The sequence below is a fragment of the Pantoea sp. NGS-ED-1003 genome, assembly GCF_000738765.1.
Lineage (GTDB): Bacteria > Pseudomonadota > Gammaproteobacteria > Enterobacterales > Enterobacteriaceae > Pantoea > Pantoea septica.
Window position 1 is genome coordinate 413,763 of sequence record NZ_JPQA01000001.1, and the last position, 19,148, is coordinate 432,910.

Below are 19,148 nucleotides of genomic sequence, written 5' to 3' on the forward strand. Positions count from 1 at the left end.
TCCGCATGAGGTTAGCCGGCAGCCGCATAAGGCTGTCGCTTTTGCGTTATCGGTTGTCATTTTTGCGCGCGCGGCGGCGCGGTGCGACACGGCAGACTGCGCTGACACCACAAGGAGGCTTTATGTTGACGCAACCCACAGAGAAGTACCGTGCTTTTCCCGTCATCGCCCTGCCCGATCGTCAGTGGCCAGATCGCCAGCTGACAAAGGCGCCGCGCTGGCTTTCCACCGACTTACGCGACGGTAATCAGGCGCTGGCGGAACCGATGGACGCAGAACGCAAGCTGGCGTTTTGGGATCTGCTGCTGGCCTGCGGCTTTAAAGAGATAGAGGTCGCCTTTCCCGCCGCATCGCAAACCGATTTTCAATTTGTGCGCGATCTGATTGAGCAGCGCCGCATCCCCGAAGCGGTCACTATTCAGGTGCTGACGCAGGCGCGCGAAGCGCTTATCGCCCGTACGTTCGAGGCGCTGCAGGGTGCGCCGCGCGCTATTCTGCATCTCTATAACGCCACTGCGCCGCTGTTTCGCGAACGGGTATTTGGCCAGAGCCAGGCGGAGATCGTCGCGCTGGCCTGCGCGGGCGCGCGTCAGATCCGCGACGGCTGCGACGCCCGGCCTGAAACGCAATGGACGTTTGAATACTCCCCGGAAACCTTCTGTTTTACTGAACCGGAATTCGCGCTGGCGATCTGCGAGGCGGTAGCGGATATCTGGCAGCCCTGCGCCGCCCGTCCGATGATCGTCAATCTGCCCGCAACCGTAGAGGTCAATACTCCGAACGTTTATGCCGATCAGATTGAATATTTTTGCCGCCACTTCAGCCGCCGCGATGCCGTTTGTATTAGCGTGCATCCCCATAACGATCGCGGCACCGGCACCGCCTGCGCGGAGCTGGCGCTGCTGGCGGGCGCGGATCGCGTTGAAGGCTGCCTGTTCGGCAACGGCGAGCGCACCGGCAACGTCGATATCGTTACGCTGGCGCTGAATCTCTATAGCCAGGGGATCGCGCCTCATCTTGACTTCAGCGATATCAACAAGGTGACGGAGGTGGTGACGCGCTGCAACCAGCTGCCGGTGCATCCGCGTCATCCTTATGCGGGCGAGCTGGTGTTTACCGCCTTTTCCGGCTCGCATCAGGATGCGATCCGCAAAGGCTTCGCCCTGCGTCAGCAGCGGCAGGAGACGATCTGGCAGATGCCTTACCTGACGATCGATCCGGCCGATATCGGCTGCAGCTATGAGGCGGTGATCCGCGTCAACAGCCAGTCGGGCAAGAGCGGTGCCGCCTGGCTGCTGGAGCAAAATCATGGCCTGACGCTACCGCGCGCGCTGATGCAGGATTTTAGCCAGCGGGTGCAGCAAGAGACGGACCGCCACGGCAAGGAGATGACGCAGCGCGCCATCTGGCGCTGCTTCTGCCTGCACTATGGCGTAGAGCAGGCGACGTTGACGCTGCTGGAGGCGGAAAGCCGAAGCGACGGCGATATGACCCGGCTTGAGGCGAGCCTGGGGATAAACGGCGGCATTCGTCGCCTGCGCGGCAGCGGTAACGGACTGCTGTCGGCGGCGGTGGATGCACTGCGTCGCGCGCTGGGGCTGGAGCTGACGATTGCGGATTACCACGAGCATACGCTGGGCAAACGCAGCGACAGCCGTTCGGTCGCCTACGTCTGCTGTTTGAATAGCCAGGGCGATCGCGCCTGGGGCGTCAGCATCGACAGCGATATTGCCCGCGCCTCCCTGCAGGCGCTGCTTAATGCGGCGACGGCCTCTCTGCCTGTGGAAAATAGGCAGCAGGCGCAACCCCCAGCAGGCGACGAAACATCGCGCTAAAGGCGCTGGGGCTGTCATAGCCGAGATCGAGCGCCACGCCCAGCACCGGCTCGCCCTGCGCCAGCCGGGTCAGGGCGATGACCAGGCGCGCGCGACGCACCCAGTCGCTGAAATGCAGCCCTGTCTCCCGCTGAAAGTGGCGCGCAAGGGTGCGGCTGGAGAGGTTTAACCGCCGCGCCCCCTCCTCCAGCGTCCAGCGATCTCCCGGCGCCTGCTGGATAGCGCGGCAGAGCTTTTGCAGCCGCGCGCTCTGCGGCTCCGGCAGATTGAACGGCAGCACGTCCAGACCGCGCAGCTCATCCAGAATCAATTCATAGATATGCTCGCTGCGGCTGCCGGGCGCGTAAATCTCCGGCAAGGGCAGCGCGCTGACGATCAGCTCGCGCAGCAGCGGCGATATCGGCACCACCTGACAGCTGGCAGGCAGGTCGGCGCGCGCCAGCGGATCGACGAATAAGGTACGCGCAGCGACGGGACCGGTAATCTGCAGCGCATGGCGGGTGTAGGCGGGCAGCCAGACGCCGCGGCCCGGCGGAACGATCCAGCTGCCCTGCGCGGTATCGACGCGCACCACGCCGCTCAGCGTATGAATGAGCTGCGCGCAGCTGTGATGATGCCAGGGTTCGCTGTCGCCGTGCGCGTAGTCATGGGCGTAAGAGACCAGCGGACGAGAGGTGAAATCGAACGACAGCCGCGCCGTCACGATTATTCCTTCAGATAGCGATGGATCGACGCCAGATCTTGCTCGCCGTAGCCGGCGTCGACCGCCTGCTGCCAGAGTGCGGCGATCTGCTCCAGTGCGGGCAGTTTCGCGTCGCCCTTCGCTTCTAACGCCAGCTTCGCGTCTTTCAGCGCCCATACCAGGCTCATCTGCGGCGTGAAATCTTCACTGGCGATCATCGCGAGCTTCGCTTTGGCGTAAGGCGCCGCCAGCGGGCCGCCGTCCAGCACTTTCCAGAAGTCCTCGGTCGTAAAGCCAAACTCCTCTGCCAGGCGCGTGCTCTCCGCCAGGCTCTGCATCAGGCCGATCAGCCAGCTGTTGACCACCAGCTTCATGCGCGACGATTTGCCCGCCTCGCCCAGCCACTGCGTGCCTTTGCCAATCGCGGCGAAGACCGTTTCCGCTGCCTGCGCGCGCGTCCGATCGCCGCTGGCCATCACCAGGATCTGCGCATTCTCGGCCGGCGCTTTGGTGCCGGAAACCGGCGCGTCGATAAACGCCACGTCCGGGCGCTCGCTGGCGAACCAGCCGATCAGGGTGTCGGTTTTCTCGACGCCGATGGTGCCCATCTGCGCGAGGGTCGCGCCCTGCTTCAGCGCCTCTTTCACCTGATGCAGCGTGTTTTCCGTGGTGTCGCCGTCGGAGAGCATGGCGATAACCACGTCAGCGTCGCGTACCGCCTCTTCCGGGCTGTCGCTCAGCGTCAGGCCGGAGGCGATCAGATCTTCGCCGCGCGTCCGCGTGCGGTTCCAGCCATAGACGGTAAACCCCTTTTTCAGCAGGTTGGCGGCGAATGCGTGCCCCATGGCGCCTAAACCTAATACGGCGACGGCGGGTTGTTGACTCATACTGACTCCTCGGGTTGTCCGTAAACTAAGCATTTAACACTGAAGGGAAAGTCACGAAAAATCCAGTCGGGAAAAACATTTTTCGACGCTGAATTTCGCATAAAACGACCTTATTATTTACGCTTTTCAAATAATCGTAAAAAGCCGTAACATACGCGCACAATGTTCCTTTTGGTTCATTTCATCTCTTAATGACGGTCTTTCATTCATGAAAATTGCATCACTGCGACAGGTCAGCGTGCTGCTGCCTGCTATGCTGCCGCTGCCGCTGCTGGCGGCTGTTGATACCGGCAGCGCGACCATGGTGGTCAGCGCCGCGCCGGCGCAAACCGGTCTCTCCGAACTCGATACGCCCGCCGCGGTCAGCGTGGTGAGCGGCGAGGATATGCGCCAGGCGGCGCCGCGCGTCAATCTGTCAGAAAACCTCGGCAGCGTGCCGGGCCTGCAAATCCAGAACCGTCAAAACTACGCGCAGGATCTGCAGCTCTCGGTGCGCGGGTTTGGTTCGCGCTCCACCTACGGCGTGCGCGGACTGCGCCTCTACGTCGACGGCATTCCCGCCACCATGCCCGACGGTCAGGGGCAAACCTCCAATATCGATATCGGCTCCATCGACCATATCGAGGTGCTGCGCGGCCCCTTTTCCGCGCTCTACGGCAACGCCTCGGGCGGCGTGATTAACGTCGATACCCAGACCGGCCAGCAGCCGACGACGCTGGAAGCAGGCAGCTGGTACGGCAGCTACGGCAGCTGGCGCAACAGCGTCAAAGCGAGCGGCGCGACCGGCGACGGCACCCAGGCGGGCGACGTCAACTACACCGTTTCCGCCTCGCGCTTTACCACGCACGGCTACCGCGACCACAGCGAGGCGCAGAAGAACCTCGGCAACGCGAAGCTGGGAGTGCGCATCGACGACGTCAGCACCCTGACGCTGCTGTTCAACAGCGTGCACATTGAGGCGCAGGATCCCGGCGGTCTGACGCCGGATCAGTGGCGCGCCAACCCGCGCCAGGTGGTCAGCAACGTCACGCTCTACAACACGCGTAAAACGGTGGATCAGACCCAGGGCGGCTTGCACTATCAGCGCCAGATGGGCGAAAACGACGATCTCAGCGTAATGATGTACGCCGGGATCCGCGAAACCACCCAGTATCAGTCGATCCCGAAAAATGTGCAGCTCAGCCCGAAGCATCCTGGCGGCGTTATCGACCTGACGCGCCACTATCAGGGCATCGACACGCGCTGGACCCACCGCGACAGCCTGTTCAGCGTGCCGGTGACGCTGACCGGCGGCCTCGACTATGAAACCATGACCGAGCGCCGCAAGGGTTTCGAAAACTTCAGCGGCGACGACCTCGGCGTGAAGGGCAACATTCGCCGTAACGAACGCAACCTGATGTGGAACCTGGATCCCTACCTGCAGACCGCCTGGCAGCTCACCGACAAATGGTCGCTGGACGCCGGGCTGCGCTACAGCACGGTTAATTTCGACTCCAACGACAACTACATTACCGCCGCCAACGGCGACGACAGCGGCGACGCGCGCTACCACAAATGGCTGCCCGCCGCGTCGCTGAAGTACGCGATCGACAGCAGCTGGAACGCCTATCTCTCGGCGGGCCGCGGCTTTGAAACCCCGACCATCAATGAGCTCTCCTATCGCGGCGACGGCGAAACCGGCCTGAATACCGGCCTGAAACCGGCGACCAGCGACACGGTCGAGCTGGGGACGAAAAAACGCATCGGCAACGGCCTGATCACCGCCGCGCTGTTCCAGACCGACACCCAAAACGAAATCGTCACCGATACCAGCCTCGGCGGCCGCACCACCTATAAAAACGCCGGGCAAACCCGCCGGCGCGGCCTGGAGCTGGGCGTGGATCAGCAGTTCGCCGCCGACTGGCGCGCGAAGGCGGCCTGGACGCTGCTCGACGCGCGCTATCGCAGCAACGCCTGCGGCGACGCGAACTGCGACGGCAACCGTATTCCCGGCATTGCGCGCAATATGCTCTACGCCAGTCTGGCCTACGCGCCGGAACAGGGCTTTTATGCGGGCGCGGAGATGCGCTATATGAGCGATATCGCCGCCGATGACGAGAACGATGTAAAGGCACCCGCCTATACTGTCGCGGCGCTTAACAGCGGCTACAAATGGCTAGTGCAGAACTGGACGCTCGATCTCTTCGGCCGCGTCAATAACCTTTTCGACCGCAACTACGTCGGCTCGGTGATCGTTAACGAAGGCAACGGACGCTACTTCGAACCGGCCCCAGGGCGCAATTACAGCGTCGGGCTGACGCTGAGTTACGCCTTTCAGTAAGCCCTGTCGCCCCGGCCAGAAACCGGGGCTTTTTTTTATGGCGCGCGCCGCGCCATCCAGTTGGCGATCCAGCGCGACAGGATCGGGCCGGTGAACATCACCACGATAAAGCGCCCGGTCTGCATCGCCATCACAAACGGCATATCGACGTTGCTCGACGCGGCGATAATCGCTACTGAATCGGCGCCGCCCGGACTGGTCGCCAGATAGGCAGTCAGCGGATCGATACCGGCAAACTTCACCAGCAGAAAAGCGAACAGCCCGCAGATGGCGATCAGCGTCAGCACCGACAGCAGCACGCGCGGCAAGGCGTGCGCCGCGTAGCGCAGAATATCGGCGCTGAAGCGCAGGCCGATGCCCCAGCCGACGAAGGCGTATGCCAGCGCCAGCAGCCACTTCGGCAGCGTGATAGCGACGCCGCCGATATCCTGCGCCAGCGAGGCGATAATCAGCGTCATCAGCATCGGACCGGCGGGAATGCGCAGCAGACGCGCCGCCAGCAGGCCAGCGGCGATGGTCAGCAGCGTCAAGAGAAAGGCGGTCGGGGCGAAAGGCGCGAAGAGATCGAGCGCCGGCGAGGCGGCGGGCGCGCTGCCCTCGTGGGTCCAGAGGCGCGTCACCAGGGTGGCGACCAGCGCCACCATCATCACGCGCAGATACTGCATAAATGCGACGAGACGCACGTCGGCGCCAAAACTCTCCGCCATCAGGGTCATGGCGGTCGCCGCGCCGGGCGACGAGCCCCAGATGGCGGTCGAGCCCGGCAGCACCCGGAAGCGCGCCAGCAGGCCGCCCAGCGCCAGGCTGGCGACGATCACCGCGCCGACGCACAGCACAAACAGCGGCCAGTCGTCCGCAATTTCATGAAATATCGAGGCGGGGATCGCCGCGGCAATCATCGCGCCGACCGTCGCCTGCGCGCCGTTAAACAGCGGCCGCGCGATTTTCAGCGCGCGGCCGGAGGCGGCGAAACCGATGGCGGCGAACATCGGACCAAGCAGCAGCGCGGCCGGAATATGCAGCCACTCCAGCACCGCCACCAGCGCCGCCGAGCTGAGGATCAGCCCGGCCCAGCGCGTCAGGCCCGCCTGCGCCGTCGCCATGTTAGCGCGCGTCGACCAGCGCCAGCACCCCGGCGCTGGTGCCGGTTTCGCCAAGGCGCGGGAAGATTAGCTTAACGCTGTTGTTATGGGTGTCGAGATTGAGATCGGTCATGGCATCGGTGGCTAAGGTGACGTTGTAACCTAACTCATACGCCTGACGCGCGGTGGATTCGACGCCGATGCTGGTGGCGATGCCGCAGATCACCACCTGGGTGATGCCGCGCGCCTGCAGTTCGGCATGCAGACTGGTCTGGTGAAAGGCGCCCCAGGTTTTCTTGGTGACGGTGATATCGCCCGGCTGCGGCGTCATCTCCGGCACCAGCGTCGCCCAGTCGGCCGGCAGTTCGCCGCTGTGGCTGCCCTGCTCGTTACGGCCCGGCGCGCCGCCGGCGACGTTCACCAGCACCACCGGCAGCTGTCGGGCGCGGAAACCCGCGGCGAGCTGCGCGCAGCGGTCGATCACCGGCTGCGGCTCATGCACCACCGGCAGTCGAACGATGCCGTGCTGCAGGTCGATGATAATCAGTGCGGTATGGGTATCAAGGGTAGTCAGAGCCATGGAAAGTCCTCTCAGGATGCGTTGTCGGCGAGTCGTTGCAGTAAGGGGATCGCGGCGATCAGCAGCTGGCGCTCGTCGGGGCTGAGACGGGTGTCGATGGCGCGCACCAGCCAGTCGTCGCGCATCGCGCGGTTGGCGGCGATCAGCGCGCAGGCGGCCGACGTCGGCGTGTAGCGGGTTTTGCGGCCGTCGTGCGGATCCGCTTCGCCCTGCACCATGCCCGCGGCCAGCAGACTGGCGACGGTGGCGCCCATCGACTGGGTGCGCACCCCTTCCGCAGCAGCCAGCCCGGTGATGGTCATCGCGCCGTCGCGTACCAGGTAACCCAGCACCGACACCTGCGACCAGGTAAGATCGCCCGGCGGCGCGGATTCGCGCAGCCGGCGGCTTAGCTTGCCCGTCAGCATGCGCAGCGCTGCGGCGGCTTCAGTGAGTTCGCTCATCGCCTTTCTCCTTACGTTAGCGCCAGTATAGAGATACGAAGGTAAACTGTGTAGTTTACCTTCGTATCAATTTGTAAGGTCAGGACGCTGCAGGTAGTGGATCAGGCTGTGAAAGCGCAGCGGCGTGGCGAGCGGATTGCGATAGCTGTGGGCCACGTCAGCGGCGAACTGCAGCGCTTCGCCCGTTTGCAGCCGACGCCAGACGCCACCCGTGCCGAGCAGCAGTTCGCCCTCAATCACCACCACCTGCTCTACGCAGCCTTGCTCGTGCGGCGAGGAGTCGCTCTGCGCGCCCGCCGCCAGTTCGACTGCCAGGAGATCGAAGCGCAGCCGCGCGTCGTAAGGCAGCAGCGGCCGCACCGTCATCTGCGCGTTGGGCTGGCTGAAGCGCGCGCTATCGCCGCTCTGCAGCCCGTTGCCCTGAATGAAAAACGAGAAAGGAACGTTAAAACCGGTGGCGATTTTCCACAGCGTCGCCACCGTCGGGCTGGATTCGCCGCGCTCGATCTGGCCGAGCATCGCTTTGCTGACGCCGGTGCGTTCCGCCGCCAGCGTCAGGCTCCAGCCGTTGGCCTGACGCAGCTGTTTCAGCGCCTCGCTAAGATGCTGATGCAGATTTTCCATGTGGTTCTCCTGAAATCATGGCGGCAGTGTAGCACTTGAGCGCTATAGCGCACACTGTTACCATGTGCGTTATAACGCACAGTGGAGGTTTTATGCAGCGCATAACGGCGCGATCCGCCTTTTCCTTTCCCATGCTGGTGTCAGGTTTCGTCGCGGTACTGGTCGGCTACAGCAGTTCAGCAGCCATTATTTTTCAGGCGGCGCAGGCCGCTGGCGCTTCGCCGATGCAGATCGGCGGCTGGCTGTCGATGCTGGGCATCGCGATGGGCCTCTGTTCGCTGGGCCTGTCGCTCTGGACGCGCATGCCGATCCTCTGCGCCTGGTCGACGCCCGGCGCGGCGCTGCTGGCCACCAGCCTGCACGGGCTCTCCATCAATGAGGCGATCGGGATATTTATCTTCGCCAACGCGCTGATCGTGCTGAGCGGCGTCACCGGCCTGTTTGCGCGCCTGATGAAGGTCATTCCGCCCGCGCTGGCCTCCGCCATGCTCGCCGGGATCCTGCTGCGCTTCGGGCTGGAAGCCTTTACCGGCTTGCAGAGCGACGTTGCGCTGTGCGGCGCGATGCTGCTTGCCTGGCTGCTGGCGCGCCGCTGGCTGGCGCGCTATGCCATTCTGGCCACCCTGGCGGTGGGCGTCGCGATGGCGTTCGCCCGGCATGCGATCCATTTTCCGGCGCAAATGGCGAGCTTCGCGCTGCCGCAGGGCATCATGCCGCACTTTAGCCTGACCGCGCTGATCGGCGTCGGCCTGCCCTTTTTCCTTGTCACCATGGCGTCGCAAAACGCGCCGGGCGTCGCCACGCTGCAGGCGCACGGCTATCAGCCGCCGGTCTCCGCGCTGATGAGCTGGACCGGACTGGTCGCCCTGCTGCTGTCGCCGTTAGGCGGCTTTTCCGTCTGCATCGCCGCCATTACCGCCGCCATCTGCATGGGCGACGAAGTCGATCCCGACCCGCGCCGCTGCTGGATGGCCGCTGCGCTGGCCGGGGTTTTTTATCTGCTGGCCGGGCTCTCGGGCGCGCTTATCGCCGCGCTGTTCGTGGCGCTGCCGTCGCCGCTGATCGCCACCCTCGCCGGCCTGGCGCTGCTGTCTACCTTCAGCGGCAGCCTGACGCGCGCGCTGGCGGAGCCGGAAACGCGCGACACCGCCGCCATCACCTTTCTGATTACCGCCTCCGGCCTTACGCTGTTCGGCATCGGTGCCGCGTTCTGGGGGCTGGTCGGCGGCCTCGCGGCGCATGCCGTGCTGACGCGTCGCGCGGCTTAACCAACTGGGCGCGCTGCGCATTTTTTATCGCAGCGCGCGAAAAACGCCCTTAATCACCGTTTTTTCCGGCGTTTGATTTGCCGTTGCTCCGCGTAAAATCACTCCAATCGCCGATATCACACGATTTTCTGCCTCACACTTCGACCGATAAGGGCCCAACAGGTGGCAAAAACTTTTCTGCGCAGCGGCAATCTTGACGCGGTGCTGGCGCTGGGTGAAAACGGCCAGCCGGTCTACGCATCCGCCCTGCAAATTCGTGAAACGCTGCGGCTGCGCCGTCAGACCGTGCTGGCAAACTGCCTGGCTATCCCTCAGCCCAACGCGCGCGGCGACCGTCTCGACTGGTACGCGCCCTTCAGCGGCAAGGTAAAATCCTGGCTGGGCGCCAGCGATTACGAGCGCCGTCTGGCGCTGGAACAGCTGACGGCGACGCAGCAGGAGATGCAGGATCTCAGCGCGCGCGCGCGCGAGGCCGATAATCCGGCGATGCGCCTGTTCGGCGCGCTGCTGGGCAAAGCGCTGCAGTTTCCCGATCAGCAGTATGTCTACCTGGTGGACGGCAAGCCGGTGATCACCTTCTGGGGCTTTGTCGACGCGCAGGCGCGCACGCGCGACGACGCGCTCGCCTGCCTGCGCGATACGCTGGAGGCGTCGCTGCCGCCGCTGCTGCCGGAACTGACTGTCGTCGAGCCGCAGCCGGCGATGGTGCCGATGATCGCTGAGCCGGAGCCGCTGCCGGAACCCGTTGTCGAAGCTCCTCAGGTCGTCGAGCCGCCCGCGGTTACATCAGCAGCCCCGCCCGCGGTCGCGCCGGCCACACAGCGCCGCGCCTTCCGCCTCCTGTATCTTGCGCCGGTGGCGCTGGCCGTTGCCGGTGCCGCCGCTTTCTGGCTGCATCAGCCGACGCCGGTCGCCGCGCCGCAGCAGGCCGCGCCTGCCGCCGCTCCATCGGCCACCGCTATCGCGCCGCCTGCCGCGCTGATCGCCGCGCAAAAGCTCGCCGCCACCCTGCCGCAGACGCCCGCCAGCGTCGCCGCGCCCGCCGAGACGCCTGCGCCTTCTGCAACGCTCGCCGGCGTCGTGACGCCCGCTGTTCCCGCCGCGGGCGACGCGCTGAAAATGAGCGTGGAGGATGTCCGCACCGGCGCGATTAACGTCGTCGACGGCCGCTGGCGCGTGGTGATGCAGAACTCCCTGCCGGGCGGCGCGTCGCCGGTGCTGCACTATGAGCTCAGCGGCGGCAAAGGCAGCGCCACCGTCACCCAGGGCAATAACCTGCGCTGCAGCGCCGACGAGGTCACCGCCGCCATGCTCGGCAGCGGCCAGCTCTCGGTGCGTAGCCGCTATACTGCCAAATGCAGCGACGGCTCGCGCTACCGCATGCCGCAGCTGATGTGTAAGCCGGGAGACGGCGCCGCCGTGTGCGAAGCGCTGTTCAGCGACGATAAATCCTTCCCGATGACGATTAAGCGTGAGAGTAAGTAACCATGTTGGCTCCCCTGATCGATGACAAACAAAAAATCACGCTGATTGAAGAGAGCGGCGTACAGTTTCTGGATTTTGGCCTGCGCATCGCCGCAGGTCAGGCGCGCCGCCAGTTCGTGCGCCAGACGGCGAACGGCCCGCTGCTGCGCCTCAACGTCGACGGCAACAGCGGCAAGTTTCTGCTCTATCCGCAGGACGGCGGCGCGCCGGAAGTGGTGCGCCCGGAATCGGACGTGGCGCTGGCCGACTCGCTGGCGCTGCTGGCGGACTGCTGGCTGCCGCTGCCGATGCTGCGCTGCGCCAGCGGCCGCCGCTTTATCGGCGGCCCGGAGAACTGGGCGCGCCTGCGCCTCACCGCGCTGGCGCAGCCGGACGCGGCGGGCAATACCCATCGCGTAACCCTGGCGTTTGATACCCGCTGCGTGGCGCAGGAGGATGGCGGCGAACAGCTTGGCCTGACCGCCGCCGACGCGCAAAACGGCGTGACCTTCTCGCTTGCCTGGCACAACTATGAGCTGGGCGAGTTTCTCGATCATATCTGGGTCGACGGCTGGCTGCGCGAGGCGTTCAGCGACCGCGTCGGCGACCGCCGCGAGCAGGCGATCGCGCAGGCGCTGCGCGAGTTCGAATATCAGGCACACTACCTGAACCTGCTGGAGCTGCTCGGCGAGCAGCTCAACCTGAGCGATATTCACCTGCAGGCCGCTACCCAGCAGACGCCGGCGGTGAACGTCGACATCATTCTCGACGTCGGCAACTCGCACACCTGCGGCATTCTGGTGGAAGATCACCCCGAAGAGAGCAACGGCCTGAAGCAGACCTACGAATTGCAGCTGCGCGACCTCTCGCAGCCGCATCAGGTCTATAACGAACTGTTCGACAGCCGCCTGGAGTTCGCTGAAACCGACTTCGGCAAGGCGAGCTTTTCGCTGCAGAGCGGCCGCGAAAACGCCTTTATGTGGCCGTCGCTGACGCGCGTCGGCCGCGAAGCGAGCCGCCTGGCGCTGCAGCGCGCCGGCCTTGAGGGCAGCACCGGCATCTCCAGCCCGCGCCGCTATCTGTGGGACGAGGCGCGCTATCAGCCAGGCTGGCGCTTTAATCAGCCGCAGGGATCGAACGAGCCGCAGGCCAACGCCGCGCCCTTTACCTTTCTGCTGAACGACGAAGGCGAGCCGCTGCACGCGCTCGCCGACGACGATCGCCTGCCGGTCTTTTCCGCCCACTACAGCCGCAGCTCGCTGATGACCTTTATGCTGTGCGAACTGCTGGCGCAGGCGCTGATGCAGATGAACAGCGCCGCGCAGCGCCAGCGCATGCCGCAGAGCCACGCGCCGCGCCAGCTGCGCCACGTCATCCTTACCCTGCCGTCCGCGATGCCGAAGCCGGAGCGCGAAATTTTCCGCCGCCGCATGCAGCAGGCGATCGCGCTGGTGTGGAAAGCCGAGGGCTGGCACGCCGCCGACGAGCCGTTCGACGCCGCCGCGCCGCCGATCTGCCGCAAACCGGTGCCGGACGTGCAGATGGAGTGGGACGAAGCCACCTGCGGCCAGATGGTATGGCTGTTCAACGAAACGCAGGTCAACTTCGCCGGTCGCGCGCAGGATTTCTTTAGCAGCACCGCGCGCCCGGATCGTCCGCGCGAAGCAGATGAAGTGCCGGGCAAAAGCCTGCGCATCGCCTCGATCGATATCGGCGGCGGCACCACCGATCTGGCGATTACCCACTACCGTCTCGACGACGGCCAGGGCAATAACGTCAAAATCACTCCGCGCCTGCTGTTCCGCGAAGGCTTCAAAGTCGCGGGCGACGATATTCTGCTGGACGTGATCCAGCTCTGGATCCTGCCTGCGCTGCAGCAGAGCCTGCAGAAAGCGGGCCTGACGCTGGCCGAGCCGCTGCTGAACAAACTATTCGGCCACGACGGCCGCCTCGACGGCCAGGCGACGCTGCGCCAGCAGGCAACGCTGCAGCTGTTTATTCCGCTGGCGCAGGCGGTGCTGGAGCGCTACGAGAACTGGGATCCGCTGGAGAGCCACGCGGAGATCAACGCCCTGTTCGGCGAACTGGTGGAGAGCCGTCCGGCCGACGCGGTGCTCGCCTTTATCAACGGCGAAATCCAGCGCGCGCTGGGCGCCGACAGCGGTTTCGATCTGCTGGAAGTGCCGCTGATCGTCAGTCTCGCCCAGCTGCACGCCGAGTTTATGCAGCACCGCATGGCGATCATTCCGGCGCTGCGCTCGATGTGCGAGGTGGTGTCGCTCTATCAGTGCGACGTGCTGCTGCTCACCGGACGCCCGTCGCGCTTCCCCGGCATTCAGGCGCTGGTGCGCCATCTGCAGCCGCTGCCGGGCAGCCGCATTCTGTCGCTGGAGGGCTATCACACCAGCGACTGGTATCCGTTCAACAAACATGGCCGTATCGACAACCCGAAATCCACCGCGGCGGTCGGCGCGATGCTCTGCCTGCTGGCGCTGGATCTGCGCCTGAACAGCTTCTGGTTCCGCGCGGGCGATTTCGAGCCCTATTCGACTATCCGCTATCTGGGCGTGCTCGACGAAAACCAGGCGCTGACCGACGATAATCTCTGCTACAGCGATATCGATCTCGACGACCGGGGCTTCGCGCTGGACCGGAAAAGCAGCTTCCGCATTCGCGGCAACGTCTGCCTCGGTTTCCGCCAGCTCGATAACGATCGCTGGCCCGCGTCGCCGCTCTACAGCCTGACGCTGAACGACGCTCAGCTGGCGCGCAAGGTCGCCGGAGAGAGCGTGCTGCGCGTGAAGCTGGCGGTGGCGCCAGGCCCGACGCTGCCCGGCCCGGAGCGGCTGGTGCTGAGCGACGCGCGCCTTGACGACGGCACCCGCGTGCCGCTCGAGCAGCTGAGCCTGAAACTCAACACTCTCTCGCCGACGGGCAACGCCAATGCCCAGTACTGGATTGACAGCGGAAGCCTTTGCAAACGATGAGAACTGTAAAACCGCGCCAGCCGCAGACGCTGGCAAAACGACTTGGCCTGCTGCAGGAGGCGCTCAACGCCAGCCTGGGCTGGATCGCCGATCACCGCGACGCGTCGCCGCGCCTGGCGCTGGAGGCGGAAACCTTTACGCGCCAGCTGCGCCGCGCCCGCGCCCAGAGCGACGCGCTCGCCCAGCAGGTCGCCCGTCCGGTGACGCTGGCGCTGTTCGGCCAGTCGCAGGCGGGCAAAGCCTGGCTGCTGAGCGAAATGGTCGCCGATGCCCAGGGTCAGCTGCTGACGCGTCTGGGCGAAAAGAGCCTTAACGTCTTTCAGCAGATCAATCCCGGCAATCTCGACTTCGCCGCGGCGACCCGCTACTGCCATCAGCGCGAGCCGCTCTCCGGCGAATGGCCGGTAGAGCTGACGCTGCTGACCGAGGCGGAAATTTTACGTCTGGTGCTGAGCTGCCGCCATGCGGCGCCGCAGCCGGAAAGCGCCCAGCTCGACCAGCAGCTGCAGCGTCTGCAGCGCCAGCGCCTCAACGCGCCGGTCGGCGGGCTCGACAGCGACGCGCTGGTCACGCTCTGGGCCTGGAGCCGTCGTCACCGCTGTCACGAGCCGCGGCTCGACCGCCATTTCTGGCCGCAGGCGGTGGAGCTTGCGCCCGCGCTCAGCGTCGACGACCGGGTGCAGCTTTTCGCGCTGCTGTGGCCGACGCAGCCGGAGCTGAGCGAGGCGCTGCGCGCGCTGCTGCATCTGCGCCATCAGCTGCGCAGCGCCAGCCGCGTGCTCGCGCCGCTCAGCCTGCTGGCAGACGACGCGCTGCTGCCGAGCGAACAGCTGATCGCGCCCGCCAGCGAGCAGGATCAGCAGATGAAGGTGGAAGTTTGTCCGCTGAACGGCAACCGCATCGGCAAGCCGCAGCTGGCGCCGCTCGGCTGGCTGGCGCTGCTGACGCTGGAGCTGGTTATCCCCTTAAGCTCGACGCCGCGCACCGCCCTGTTCGACGACGCCGATATGCTCGATCTGCCCGCCCCCGGCGCGCCCGCCGATGCGGCGGCGCTGGAGGAGCGTCAGCGTCTGGCGCAGCAGGATCCATTGCGCGCCCGACTGCTGGAGCAGAAACGCGCCCTGCTGCCCGGCTTTTACGCCACGCGCCAGGGGGTCGATTTAATGCTGGTCTGCACCGCCGCCAGCCAGCGTCAGGATGTCGATGTCGCCAGCCGCGCGCTGCGCGAATGGCAGCTGCATCAGCCGCCGCGCGAAAACGGCGAAAAGCCGCGTCTGATTTGGGCAATCACCTCTTACGACGCGCGCCATCAGCAGATCAACGTCGATGAGGCGGTGCAGCGCCAGATTGGCCAGCCCGGCCAGCGCTGGGGCTCGATGCTGGCGCTCGATCGCGCCGGCGTCGATCGCATGGCGGAGTGGCTGCAGGAAGAGATGCAGCCCGACGCGCGCCGCGATCGGCTGCTGGCCGAGCTGCGCGCCCTGCAGCACAGCGTGCTGGAGCGTCGTCTGCTGCCCTGGATCGACGCCGAGGCGAGCGCCGAACAGGCCGCGCGCAGGCAGACCATCGCCGATACCCTGCTGAAATGTCTGCAGCACCGCACCGGCCTGCACGGCGAACTGCTGGAGCGGCTGCAGCCGCCGCGCGAAACGCTGCGTCAGCTCTGGCTCAGCCAGCATGACGCGCCGACCACGACCGCCGCGATCCGCGCCGAGGCCCCCGCGCAGCATTTCGGCGTCGGATTTGAATTCGATCTCTTTAGCGATACGCCGCTGGCCGAGCCTGCGACCGCGCAGCATCACGTCAGCGCCGCAGGACAGAGCTTCGCGCGCCAGGTGATGGCGCTGTGGCTCGATCATCTGCGCGAACTGCCGGAGAACCGCAGCCTGCTGACGCTGCTGAATGTAGATCGCGGCACGCTGGAGTGGCTGGTTGAAGAGCTGATCGTCGCCAGCTTCCGCCTCGATATGCTGACGTCGCTGGAGCAGGCGCTGCACGAGCCGGAAAACCCTTCCGTTACCCATGAGTCGCGCGCCGATCGTCAGGTTTCCCGCGCCATGACGGTGCTGGGGGATTTTGTCGCCTGGCTGGGCTTTTTACAGCGTGACGAAGCCGAACGCCCGCCGAGCCGCGTCAATCGCGGTCAGCCGATTTTCTCACGTCCGCCCGCGCCGAGCGTTAATTTCTCTGCCGGACAGCGGCTGACGCGTCTCTCCGCCGCACCAGCCAACCATACTGCCTACTACATCTATGACTGGCTGGTCGGGCTGAATTCGGTGATTCTGGAGAACAACGGCTACGCCGGCGGACGCGACGTCTCGCCTGCCGCGCGCGCCGCGCTGGCCGCGATCCTCGCGCCGCTGCGCAGCTAATCCCGCTTCAGGCGCAGGTCGCCCTCCAGCGCCTGCGCCGCCTCTTCCAGCAGCGCCAGCACGGCGGCAAACTCGTCGCGTTTTTCCGCCTCCGCCGCGTGGCGCAGATGAATGCGCGCCGGCAGCGCCATGCCGCCGGTCAGCCAGTCCCACAGCGCGTCCAGATTATTGCCGAAGGCGAACGGGCAATGGCTCTGCTGCGCCAGCGTCTGGTAGAGCGCGTCGCGATCCGCCAGGCGACGAAAGTCGAGCGTAATGGTCAGCATCTTCAGGGCACCTGCTTAAAGCTGCGATAGTGGTCGGTGGTGATATAGACCAGACCGTCGGAGGAGTAGACCAGCCGATCCGCCTCGCGATGACCGCAGCGATAGTTGACGTCCGCTTCATACCATAAGCGTCCGCTGCGCTGCGGCAGACGCTTTTCGCGGTTGCCGAAGCGGTCGCCGCCTATCGCTTTACCGGGCAGCACTTCGCACAGATTGCCTTTGGCGGGATCCCAGCCGCGGCGGCGCGCGTCGTTTTTGCTGATGTAATAAGTCGGCAGCTGCTGATGCTGCAGCAGGTAACGCGCTACGGTGCGCGCATCGGTCAGCGAGCTGATGTCGCCGGATTCAGGCGTGGGTGAAACATTCAGATGGGGTTTAAAACCGGCCCAGGCGGCCGCAAGCACGATGATCAGTGCAATCCAGAGTTTTTTCGACATGATGGCATCCCAGACAACAGGACGCTGATGATACCAGCTTTAGCGGGCAGATACAGCGCGGGCCAGCGAAGCTGGCCCTGCGGGGATCACTGCATGGCTTGCATCTGCGCCCCGTGGCGACGCCAGGCGCCTGGCGCAACGCCGTACTGGCGTTTAAAGCTGCGGTTGAAAGACTGCTGCGAGTCAAAGCCCAGCGAAATCGCGACGTTAAGGATCGGCTCATTGGTGGTGGTCAGCCGATCCGCGGATTTCTTCAGCTTCTTGATGCGGATGTACTCACCCAGCGGATAGCCGGTGTGCTCTTTAAACATACGCTGCAGGTGCCATTTAGAATAGCCTGCGCGCTCCGATACGGTGTCCAGATCCAGACGTGCTTCGATGTTGTTATCGATCCAGTCGATTAGATCGTGAATAAATGCGTCGCTCATCATCCCATTTTCTCCCGTCGCCGTTGCGAACAGTATCAGTATCAGTTGCAATTACACTTTAAGGGTGACTGACTTTGCCATTTAATGCAAGTTGGATTGATACATTAAATGCCGCACTCGCCGTAAGGACATTCTCCGCCCCGCTCTGTCTCAGTCAAAACCGCACATAAAGTGTATCAGATATTCTTGCAGTTGCTGGATGCCCAAGCCTACACTCCTCGCGATTAATTGCAATCTTAAAAGTTGCAAATATTGGCCCGCCTTTGTGGGCTCTTTTTTAACGCTATGCGGAATAACAATAATGAAGAGACAAACGAAGTGGGTTCGTCAGGGTTCAACCCTTCTGGGCGCGGTGCTGCTCAGCAGCATACTCAGCGGATGTGACAAAGGCGTGGCGCAAAACGCCCCGCCGCCTCCCCCTCAGGTCAGCGTCGCCGACGTGGTGATGAAGCCCGTCAGCCAGTGGGACAGTTTTAACGGTCGCATCGAAGCGGTGCAGAGCGTGCAGCTGCGCCCGCGCGTCTCCGGCTATATCGATGCGGTGAACTACCGCGAGGGCGACGAAGTGAAAAAAGGCCAGGTGCTGTTCACCATCGACGACCGCACCTACCGCGCCGCGCTGGAGCAGGCGAAGGCCGAACTGGCCCGCGCGCGCAGCCAGGCGGCGCTGGCGCGCAGCGAGTCGGCGCGCACCGAGAAGCTGATCGGCACCCTGGCGGTTTCGCGTGAGCAGTGGGAGCAGCGGCGCTCCGCCGCCAGCCAGGCGCAGGCGGACGTGCTCGCTGCCGAGGCGGCCGTGGATATGGCGCAGCTCAATCTTGACTTTACCCGCGTGACCGCGCCGATCGACGGACGCGCCAGCCGCGCCATGATCACTACCGGCAACCTGGTGACCGCCGGCGACAGCGCCAGCGTGCTCACTTCGCTGGTGTCGCAGGATCGCATGTACGTCTACTTCGACGTCGATGAAACCACCTTCCTGCACTATCAGGCGATGGCGCGTCAGGGCCAGCAGCGCGGCTCGCTGCCGGTCGAAATCGGCCTGGCGGGCGAAAGCGGCTATCCGCACCGCGGCATGGTCGACTTCACCGACAACCAGCTCACCGCCAGCACCGGCACCATCCGCATGCGCGCCCAGCTTGATAACCGGCAGCGTCAGTTTACGCCCGGCCTCTTCTCCCGCGTCCGCCTGCCGGGCAGCGCAGAGTTCCAGGCGCTGCTGATTGACGACAAGGCGGTGCTGACCGATCAGGATCGCAAATATGTCTATGTGGTGGATAAAGAGGGCAAAGCGCAGCGCCGCGACATTCAGCCCGGCGCGATGGCCGAGGGTTTACGCATTGTGAAAAGCGGGCTGCAGTCGGGCGACCGCGTGATCGTCGACGGGCTGCAAAAAGTGTTTATGCCCGGAATGCCGGTAACGGCCCAGCAGGTCGCGATGCGCGCGGCTAACGCCAACTAACTGAGGCTACT

16 protein-coding genes are annotated in these 19,148 nt (G+C 64.7%); 7 read left to right on the forward strand and 9 right to left on the reverse strand.

What is annotated here, in order from left to right:
• The first annotated feature begins 122 nt into the window (after positions 1-122).
• Positions 123-1,835 (forward strand): 2-isopropylmalate synthase, encoded by a 1,713-nt coding sequence (leuA, locus tag JS46_RS01910; protein ID WP_033747293.1) that lies wholly within the window; start codon positions 123-125, stop codon positions 1,833-1,835.
• On the opposite strand, the gene JS46_RS01915 is transcribed toward leuA, so the two are convergent.
• The gene (locus JS46_RS01915) at positions 1,756-2,538 is read right to left on the reverse strand and encodes a helix-turn-helix transcriptional regulator (protein WP_033747295.1); all 783 of its coding nucleotides are present in this window, start codon (positions 2,536-2,538) and stop codon (positions 1,756-1,758) included. The two genes, leuA and JS46_RS01915, sit on opposite strands and share 80 nt — an antisense overlap.
• Before the next feature lie 2 nt (positions 2,539-2,540).
• Entirely contained in the window at positions 2,541-3,404 is an 864-nt protein-coding gene (locus tag JS46_RS01920; protein WP_033747297.1) for an NAD(P)-dependent oxidoreductase, read from the reverse strand.
• Positions 3,405-3,612: 208 nt separating this feature from the next.
• Here JS46_RS01920 and pqqU point away from each other — a divergent pair, with 208 nt between their 5' ends.
• Positions 3,613-5,724 (forward strand): TonB-dependent receptor PqqU, encoded by a 2,112-nt coding sequence (pqqU, locus tag JS46_RS01925; protein WP_200879015.1) that lies wholly within the window; start codon positions 3,613-3,615, stop codon positions 5,722-5,724.
• A gap of 35 nt (positions 5,725-5,759) precedes the next feature.
• Here the strand turns inward: pqqU and JS46_RS01930 are convergent, their stop codons facing one another.
• The 4 genes from JS46_RS01930 to JS46_RS01945 all read right to left on the reverse strand — a co-directional run bounded on the left by JS46_RS01930 (position 5,760) and on the right by JS46_RS01945 (position 8,453).
• Entirely contained in the window at positions 5,760-6,827 is a 1,068-nt protein-coding gene (locus tag JS46_RS01930; RefSeq protein ID WP_033747298.1) for an AbrB family transcriptional regulator, read from the reverse strand.
• A gap of 1 nt (position 6,828) precedes the next feature.
• On the reverse strand, positions 6,829-7,386 hold the full coding sequence (locus JS46_RS01935) for an isochorismatase family protein (RefSeq protein WP_033747299.1): 558 nt from the start codon (positions 7,384-7,386) through the stop codon (positions 6,829-6,831).
• Between the two features lie 11 nt (positions 7,387-7,397).
• The gene (locus JS46_RS01940; RefSeq protein ID WP_033747301.1) at positions 7,398-7,829 is read right to left on the reverse strand and encodes a MarR family winged helix-turn-helix transcriptional regulator; all 432 of its coding nucleotides are present in this window, start codon (positions 7,827-7,829) and stop codon (positions 7,398-7,400) included.
• A gap of 66 nt (positions 7,830-7,895) precedes the next feature.
• On the reverse strand, positions 7,896-8,453 hold the full coding sequence (locus JS46_RS01945; protein ID WP_033747303.1) for a helix-turn-helix domain-containing protein: 558 nt from the start codon (positions 8,451-8,453) through the stop codon (positions 7,896-7,898).
• 92 nt (positions 8,454-8,545) lie between these two features.
• Here JS46_RS01945 and JS46_RS01950 point away from each other — a divergent pair, with 92 nt between their 5' ends.
• The 4 genes from JS46_RS01950 to JS46_RS01965 all read left to right on the forward strand — a co-directional run bounded on the left by JS46_RS01950 (position 8,546) and on the right by JS46_RS01965 (position 16,544).
• Entirely contained in the window at positions 8,546-9,721 is a 1,176-nt protein-coding gene (locus tag JS46_RS01950; protein WP_033747305.1) for a benzoate/H(+) symporter BenE family transporter, read from the forward strand.
• A 162-nt stretch (positions 9,722-9,883) separates the two neighbouring features.
• Entirely contained in the window at positions 9,884-11,206 is a 1,323-nt protein-coding gene (locus tag JS46_RS01955; protein WP_033747308.1) for an SrfA family protein, read from the forward strand.
• A 2-nt stretch (positions 11,207-11,208) separates the two neighbouring features.
• Positions 11,209-14,172, forward strand: a complete 2,964-nt coding sequence (locus JS46_RS01960; RefSeq protein ID WP_033747311.1) for a virulence factor SrfB — start codon at positions 11,209-11,211, stop codon at positions 14,170-14,172.
• Complete coding sequence (locus JS46_RS01965) at positions 14,169-16,544, forward strand: virulence factor SrfC family protein (RefSeq protein WP_033747314.1); 2,376 nt, start codon at positions 14,169-14,171, stop codon at positions 16,542-16,544. Before JS46_RS01960 ends, JS46_RS01965 begins: the two co-directional genes overlap by 4 nt.
• Here JS46_RS01965 and JS46_RS01970 read toward each other — a convergent pair.
• From JS46_RS01970 to JS46_RS01980, 3 genes are all read right to left on the reverse strand, one after another.
• The gene (locus tag JS46_RS01970; RefSeq protein ID WP_033747317.1) at positions 16,541-16,810 is read right to left on the reverse strand and encodes a barstar family protein; all 270 of its coding nucleotides are present in this window, start codon (positions 16,808-16,810) and stop codon (positions 16,541-16,543) included. The genes JS46_RS01965 and JS46_RS01970 overlap by 4 nt on opposite strands.
• Before the next feature lie 2 nt (positions 16,811-16,812).
• Positions 16,813-17,247: a ribonuclease domain-containing protein gene (locus JS46_RS01975; RefSeq protein ID WP_033747320.1), complete on the reverse strand. Its 435-nt coding sequence runs from the start codon at positions 17,245-17,247 to the stop codon at positions 16,813-16,815.
• Positions 17,248-17,333: 86 nt separating this feature from the next.
• Positions 17,334-17,678: a helix-turn-helix domain-containing protein gene (locus JS46_RS01980; RefSeq protein ID WP_033747323.1), complete on the reverse strand. Its 345-nt coding sequence runs from the start codon at positions 17,676-17,678 to the stop codon at positions 17,334-17,336.
• 298 nt (positions 17,679-17,976) lie between these two features.
• Between JS46_RS01980 and JS46_RS01985 the strand changes: the two genes are divergently transcribed.
• Positions 17,977-19,137: an efflux RND transporter periplasmic adaptor subunit gene (locus tag JS46_RS01985; RefSeq protein ID WP_033747325.1), complete on the forward strand. Its 1,161-nt coding sequence runs from the start codon at positions 17,977-17,979 to the stop codon at positions 19,135-19,137.
• Positions 19,138-19,148: the final 11 nt, after the last annotated feature.

Coding starts and splice junctions, on each gene's coding strand:
- leuA (WP_033747293.1), top strand. CDS start 123: ATGTTGACGCAACCCACAGAGAAGTACCGTGCTTTTCCCGTCATCGCC.
- JS46_RS01920 (WP_033747297.1), bottom strand. CDS start 3,404: ATGAGTCAACAACCCGCCGTCGCCGTATTAGGTTTAGGCGCCATGGGG.
- pqqU (WP_200879015.1), top strand. CDS start 3,613: ATGAAAATTGCATCACTGCGACAGGTCAGCGTGCTGCTGCCTGCTATG.
- JS46_RS01930 (WP_033747298.1), bottom strand. CDS start 6,827: ATGGCGACGGCGCAGGCGGGCCTGACGCGCTGGGCCGGGCTGATCCTC.
- JS46_RS01935 (WP_033747299.1), bottom strand. CDS start 7,386: ATGGCTCTGACTACCCTTGATACCCATACCGCACTGATTATCATCGAC.
- JS46_RS01940 (WP_033747301.1), bottom strand. CDS start 7,829: ATGAGCGAACTCACTGAAGCCGCCGCAGCGCTGCGCATGCTGACGGGC.
- JS46_RS01945 (WP_033747303.1), bottom strand. CDS start 8,453: ATGGAAAATCTGCATCAGCATCTTAGCGAGGCGCTGAAACAGCTGCGT.
- JS46_RS01950 (WP_033747305.1), top strand. CDS start 8,546: ATGCAGCGCATAACGGCGCGATCCGCCTTTTCCTTTCCCATGCTGGTG.
- JS46_RS01960 (WP_033747311.1), top strand. CDS start 11,209: ATGTTGGCTCCCCTGATCGATGACAAACAAAAAATCACGCTGATTGAA.
- JS46_RS01965 (WP_033747314.1), top strand. CDS start 14,169: ATGAGAACTGTAAAACCGCGCCAGCCGCAGACGCTGGCAAAACGACTT.
- JS46_RS01970 (WP_033747317.1), bottom strand. CDS start 16,810: ATGCTGACCATTACGCTCGACTTTCGTCGCCTGGCGGATCGCGACGCG.
- JS46_RS01975 (WP_033747320.1), bottom strand. CDS start 17,247: ATGTCGAAAAAACTCTGGATTGCACTGATCATCGTGCTTGCGGCCGCC.
- JS46_RS01980 (WP_033747323.1), bottom strand. CDS start 17,678: ATGATGAGCGACGCATTTATTCACGATCTAATCGACTGGATCGATAAC.
- JS46_RS01985 (WP_033747325.1), top strand. CDS start 17,977: ATGAAGAGACAAACGAAGTGGGTTCGTCAGGGTTCAACCCTTCTGGGC.